The organism is Paenibacillus shenyangensis (assembly GCF_000346635.1).
Taxonomy (GTDB): domain Bacteria; phylum Bacillota; class Bacilli; order Paenibacillales; family Paenibacillaceae; genus Saccharibacillus; species Saccharibacillus dauci.
In genome coordinates this window covers 1-5865 of record NZ_AOIG01000045.1, presented here as the reverse complement: position 1 = coordinate 5865, position 5865 = coordinate 1, and the positions used below count along the sequence as shown (strand labels likewise).

Annotated in this window: 5 protein-coding genes; 3 read left to right on the top strand and 2 right to left on the bottom strand. The window is 45.3% G+C overall.

Annotated elements, in window-relative coordinates; genetic code table 11:
• Window positions 1-84: 84 nt before the first annotated feature.
• Window positions 85-267, bottom strand: a complete 183-nt coding sequence (locus tag H065_RS0124625; RefSeq protein WP_017815772.1) for a hypothetical protein — start codon at window positions 265-267, stop codon at window positions 85-87.
• A gap of 357 nt (window positions 268-624) precedes the next feature.
• The gene (locus H065_RS0124620) at window positions 625-1662 is read right to left on the bottom strand and encodes a LacI family DNA-binding transcriptional regulator (protein WP_017815771.1); all 1038 of its coding nucleotides are present in this window, start codon (window positions 1660-1662) and stop codon (window positions 625-627) included.
• Between the two features lie 650 nt (window positions 1663-2312).
• Between H065_RS0124620 and H065_RS0124615 the strand changes: the two genes are divergently transcribed.
• From H065_RS0124615 to H065_RS0124605, 3 genes are read left to right on the top strand one after another with little or no spacing between them, the layout of a single operon-like run.
• Complete coding sequence (locus H065_RS0124615) at window positions 2313-3602, top strand: sugar ABC transporter substrate-binding protein (protein WP_017815770.1); 1290 nt, start codon at window positions 2313-2315, stop codon at window positions 3600-3602.
• A 2-nt stretch (window positions 3603-3604) separates the two neighbouring features.
• Entirely contained in the window at window positions 3605-4954 is a 1350-nt protein-coding gene (locus tag H065_RS0124610; RefSeq protein WP_017815769.1) for a carbohydrate ABC transporter permease, read from the top strand.
• Window positions 4951-5793, top strand: coding sequence for a sugar ABC transporter permease (locus H065_RS0124605; protein WP_017815768.1), 843 nt, complete (start codon window positions 4951-4953; stop codon window positions 5791-5793). Before H065_RS0124610 ends, H065_RS0124605 begins: the two co-directional genes overlap by 4 nt.
• Window positions 5794-5865: the final 72 nt, after the last annotated feature.

The window sequence follows — 5865 nt, the reverse complement described above, 5'->3', positions numbered from 1 at the left end:
TTAGTTTTAAAACACGCCCTAGTGTCCCTTTACGGCAAATACCCCCATCTGCAGTGCAGATGAGGGAATAGTACGAGATTCAAATTATTTCAGTGAATGATGTTCAAGCAAATCGTGACGATTGCGCAGTTCCAGATGGAAGCGGATGCTTTCCAAGAGCCGCGGGTTATGTTCCTGTTCGGCTTCTTCCATACGTACTTCTTTGATAGAATCGGAACTGCATAGAAATTGGGTCATCCACAGGGATAGATCAGTATCCTTTTTCATGATGTAACCCTCCTCAATATAGAGTATAAGCATTAACCAGACTTTTTGATCAATAATAAACGAAAATGATAACTGCAGATTCGGCTAAGCCTGCTTGCCTGATCTGTATACCTATTGTATCGTCCTTTGTTTAATAAAATGTGATGTTCACCTTAAAATTACATTAAATTCAGAAAATTATACATACGCTTAAGAGAAAGAGCGTACAGGCAAAATAGCTTAATCCACAATATAATAAAAAAGCCGTGTCTCCTACACTGTCCATAAGCTGGATAATGTAGGGAACATGGCTTGTTTGTGTACCTATAATGCGTTTGATGCATCAAAATTATAGGGAAAGGCGGCAACTAAACCGAATTAATCGCGCGGAGGCGAGAACATTGAAGATTGACGCAGAATCAGACGATGCGGCACAATATGACGTTGATGAGCTGGTTTATCCGGATCCTTGTCCTGGATAGCCTGAATGAGCGCCTGCGAAGCACTATATCCCAGATGATAAATACCGATATCCACACTGCTCAGCGGAGGCGTGGATAGCTCGGACAGTGCGATATTGTTGAAGCTGACAATTGCGATATCCTCGGGTACGCGGTAACCGAGTTCATGCAGACCGCGCAGAATGCCAAAGCTGACAATATCATCGACAACGACGAGTGCAGTCGGACGTTCCGGCAGATTCATGAAAAAGGACATCGCCCGATATCCGCTTTCCTGCAGGAACTCACCCTCGACGATCCAATCCTTGTGAAATTCGAGGTTGGCTTCCTGAAGCGCCATTTTGAAACCCTGCATCCGGTCGAGTGATACGACCAGCTCCGGTGGGCCACTGACAAAGCCAATACGCTGATGACCCATCTGAATCAGGTGTCGGGTAGCATCGGCAGCAGCCTGTACATTGTCTGTATCAACCGAAATAATATTATGATGCTGCTCACTGCGTCCAACGAGAACAGCAGGGAATTGATTGCGGCTCAGAAACTCAACAACCGGATCATTTTTGCGGGAGTAGAGCAGGATTGCTCCATCAATCCGTCCACCGTATACCAGACGCGACACCGCCTCGACTTCTTCCTGCTCACTGGAGCCGGAACTGAGGACCACATCATAGCCGCTGCGATTGGCTTGAGCGACAATACCGCGGATCAGTTCCATGAAAAAGGTGTTCAGGAATAACTCTTCTGCAGGCTTGGGCAGAATAACACCCAGACTGTGGGTTGTTTTGGATACGAGGCTTTTAGCCATAATATTGGGGTGATAGCCCATTTCCAGCATAATGGCTTTTACTTTTTCGGAAGTGGCATGGCTGATTCGCGGATGATTCGATAGTACGCGCGAAACGGTGGAAGGAGATACGCCCGCCTTTTTGGCGACATCTTTGATCGTAACTGACATATGTACCTCCAAGATTAAAATTTATGATCAGACAGAATCAATCTGTCTAACAAAGCAAATAATGAGCAATACCCTTAATTTCAGCGGCAAGCACGCCGTACTGGTCAGGAGAATGAATCCGCCAAGCGGAAATACAGGAGTAAAAAAGCATAAATCAATAGGATAGATTTCGTCTAACCGATGTGTATCTATGGTAATCGAAATCGCGCCATCATGTAAACTGTAAAATTAACAGAACAGGCAGTAGTTGTAAAATTCCAATAAAATGCATGAGAAGAAGAAATATTAAGCATACTCTATATAATGTATCATAAATGGCTGAAAATAGCCTGAAATCATCTGTGCAAACGTTTTAACTAATAAAAGATTTGAGTTATGATGAATTTGCTTAATAAAGCGCTTTCTAAAGGCAATATGTAGTAAATTACAGATTGCAGTACATAGATACAGCTGAATAAGGGGAGAAACGCTGTAACTTGAACAAACGTTTGCACATACATAGTATTATTATGCACACCGGCAGGCACTTTCCTGGGCTGTAGCCAGACAGGCAGCCAAATGGAACCGTATTATTATTTGCATAATCCTCTTATGAACAGTGCATCAGAAAGCGCTAACAAGCTAATACGGAGCGGAAGGATGAAGAAGATATGTCACGTAAACGGAACTGGGGAATACTAAGCTCTATTCTGATCATGATGCTGCTGGTATCGGCATGTGGAGGACCAAGTGGTACAGGAGCAGGACAGACAGCTGATCCTGCCGCTAGCGCTGGAGAAGAAATGCAGGAGATGAAACCCGAAGATGGTGCCAAGCTGACAGTATGGGATAGTGGAGACCAGAAAGCATTTATCGAAGAAGCAGCCAAAGCATTCAAGGAAAAATATAATGTTGATGTTACTTTTGCCGAGTTGGGACCGGATAAATCGATGGTACAGATGGTTACAGACGGCCCGGCAGGCGTAGGCGCTGACGTATTTGCAGGTGTACATGACCAGATTGGTCAGGGTGTATCTGCAGGCGTACTGATGCCAAATGACTGGTTTGAGGAAGATACACGCGGTCGCAACAGCGAGCTGGCAGTGAAGGCGCTGACCTATGAGAATATATTGTATGGATATCCCAAATCTGTAGAAACTACAGCTGTTTTTTACAATAAGGATCTGATCAAGGACGTACCGCAGGATTGGAAAGGCGTAGTAGATTTTGCTAATACATTCAATGATACAAAGGCCAACAAGTTCGCGATTATGTGGGAAGTCGGCAATGGCTACTACGTATTCCCGTTCCTGGGTGGATATGGTGCCTACCTGTTCGGTAAAGAAGGTACGGATGCAACAGATATCGGTATGAACAATGAGCAGGCGGTAGAGGGTGCCAAATTCATCCAAAGTCTGAATAAAATTCTGCCGCTCAAAACATCCGATATTAATGCAGATATCAAGAAATCCCTGTTCACTTCCAACAAGCTGGCTATGAATATCAGCGGACCGTGGGATACAGGTTCACTGAAGGAAGCGGTGAAGAACCTGGGTGTGGGTATGTATCCTAACCTGCCTAATGGCAAGCCAATGACGCCATTCTCGGGTGTCAAAGCCTACTTTGTTAATGCATATACCAAATATCCAAATGCATCTAAAATGTTCGCAGACTTTATCACTTCGGAAGAATGGCAAGTCAAGAACTTTGAAATGAACGGTGCACTTCCAGCGAATACCAAGGCTGCTGCGAGCGAAACGATACAGAGCGATCCGATTGCATCTGTATTCTTGAAGCAGTTCGATAATTCCGTCCCGATGCCATCGATTCCTGCAACTGCTCAATTCTGGTCACCGATGGAAGCAGCGATGTCCTCGATCTGGAATGATAACAAAGATCCAAAAGCAGCTCTGGATAATATGGTTAAGCAAATGAAGAGTAATATCCAGACAGGGCAATAAGAATGAATAAAGCTATCGCCGATCATAATCGAGCTGCAGGTATGGGAAATGCCGGCATAGCGGCTTTGTTGTCCGCTATATTCATGGGTCTGGGTCAGATGTACAATCGCCAATGGGCGAAAGGCATTATCTTTTTACTAGCCGAGCTGGTTAGTCTGTATCTGATTGTTACCAGTCTGGCGTATAACCTATGGGGGCTGATCACACTCGGTGAACAGCCTGCCCATATGGAGAAAATAGGACGCTTATACCGCAATGTTCCAGGAGATCATTCGATTTTTATGATGATTTATGGTCTGGTGGCACTGCTGTATATTGGACTATTGGTATGTTTTTATATTGCCAATATCAAGGATGCTTATCGGATTGGTAAACGCCGTGAACGCGGAGAAAAGGTCAATACGTTCCGTGAAACCTGGCGTCTGCTTGGTAATCAGGGATTCCCGTATGTGCTGCTGACACTGCCTGCAATTGGTGTACTCGTATTTACGATTCTGCCGATTATCTTTATGGTGTTGATGGCATTTACCAACTATTCGGCACCGGATCATATCCCGCCGAAAAGTCTGGTCGATTGGGTGGGACTGCGTACCTTTACGAATCTGGTCACACTGGAAGCCTGGAGCCATACGTTCGTAGGGGTATTTACCTGGACCATTATCTGGGCAGTTGTAGCGACCGTAACCACTTACTTTGGCGGGATTCTGGTAGCGCTGCTTATTGAACAGCGCGGTATCAAATTCAAGGGATTCTGGCGTACGTTGTTTATTCTGCCTTATGCAATCCCTCAGTTTATTTCACTGCTGGTTATGCGCAATTTGCTCAATTATCAATTTGGACCGGTGAATCAATATTTGCGCCTGATGGGATTTGGCGGCGTACCGTGGCTAAATGATCCGTTCTGGGCCAAAGTAACCGTTATTATGGTCAATATGTGGATCGGTATTCCGGTATCGATGATTCTGGTACTGGGTGTACTGACTGCTATTCCGCGCGATCTGTATGAAGCAGCAGAAGTGGATGGAGCGACTGGCTTCCAGAAATTCCGCAATATTACGATGCCGTTTGTCCTGTTCCAGACTGCACCTATTCTGATTATGCAGTTTGCAGGGAATATCAATAACTTTAACGTGATCTTCCTGCTCACCAATGGTCTTCCGGCCAATGGCGATTATGCGTATGCAGGCAGTACAGATCTGCTCGTTACCTGGCTGTATAAGCTGACGCTTGATAATCAGCGTTATAACTTTGCCTCGGCCATCGGAATTATTATTTTCATTATTATTGCGGCATTCTCTCTGTATAATTACCGACGAAGCCGTTCCTTCAAAGAGGAGGATATGATCCAATGAAGCAAAAAAGACGCCTCAATCTGGTGCTCAGTTACGTCATGCTTGTACTGATTGCGCTCGTATGTATCTATCCGGCACTGTGGATTATTTTATCCTCCTTTAAAGTAGGGGATTCGTTGTATAGTGAGACGCTGATTCCGACACAGTTGACACTGGAGCATTATAAAGATCTATTCCGTTCACAGTCAGACAAAGATCTTCCTTATCTGCAATGGTACTGGAACACGCTCAAAATCGCTGTAACCAGTATGGTACTGGGGACGCTGCTGCAGGTGCTTACAGCTTATGCCATGTCCCGTTTCCGCTTCAAAGGCAGACAGACGATGATGTCGGTTATTCTGATTCTGGGCATGTTCCCGGGCTTTATGAGCATGATCGCTGTGTATGTTATTTTGCTGCAGATGAATCTGCTCAATTCGCCTTGGGCACTTATACTGGTGTATACATCCGGAGCAGCGCTGGGAATGTTCGTAGCCAAAGGGTTCTTTGATACGATTCCACGGGCACTTGAGGAATCCGCTCTGCTGGATGGGGCAAGCCATTCACAGATTTTTAGGCTGATTATTCTGCCACTGTCGACACCGATTATGACGTATATCGCGATTACGACTTTTACCGCTGCCTGGGTTGATTTTATTTTCGCCCGGTTGATCCTGCGCTCCCGTGAGAACTGGACGCTGGCGGTAGGGTTGTATGAGTTGGTTAGCAGTTACTCCAGCACAGAGTTCACACTGTTTGCAGCCGGTTCGGTATTGGTTGCCCTGCCAATCACGCTGCTGTACATGTTCCTGCAGCGCTTCCTGGTGCATGGACTGACAGCGGGTGCAACGAAGGGGTAATAATAAAAGTCAAATCGAAATCAGTAAAGTATAATCAAATGCAGTTATCAGAGACCTGTATATACAGGTCTC

Coding starts and splice junctions, on each gene's coding strand:
- H065_RS0124625 (WP_017815772.1), bottom strand. CDS start 267: ATGAAAAAGGATACTGATCTATCCCTGTGGATGACCCAATTTCTATGC.
- H065_RS0124610 (WP_017815769.1), top strand. CDS start 3,605: ATGAATAAAGCTATCGCCGATCATAATCGAGCTGCAGGTATGGGAAAT.
- H065_RS0124615 (WP_017815770.1), top strand. CDS start 2,313: ATGTCACGTAAACGGAACTGGGGAATACTAAGCTCTATTCTGATCATG.
- H065_RS0124620 (WP_017815771.1), bottom strand. CDS start 1,662: ATGTCAGTTACGATCAAAGATGTCGCCAAAAAGGCGGGCGTATCTCCT.
- H065_RS0124605 (WP_017815768.1), top strand. CDS start 4,951: ATGAAGCAAAAAAGACGCCTCAATCTGGTGCTCAGTTACGTCATGCTT.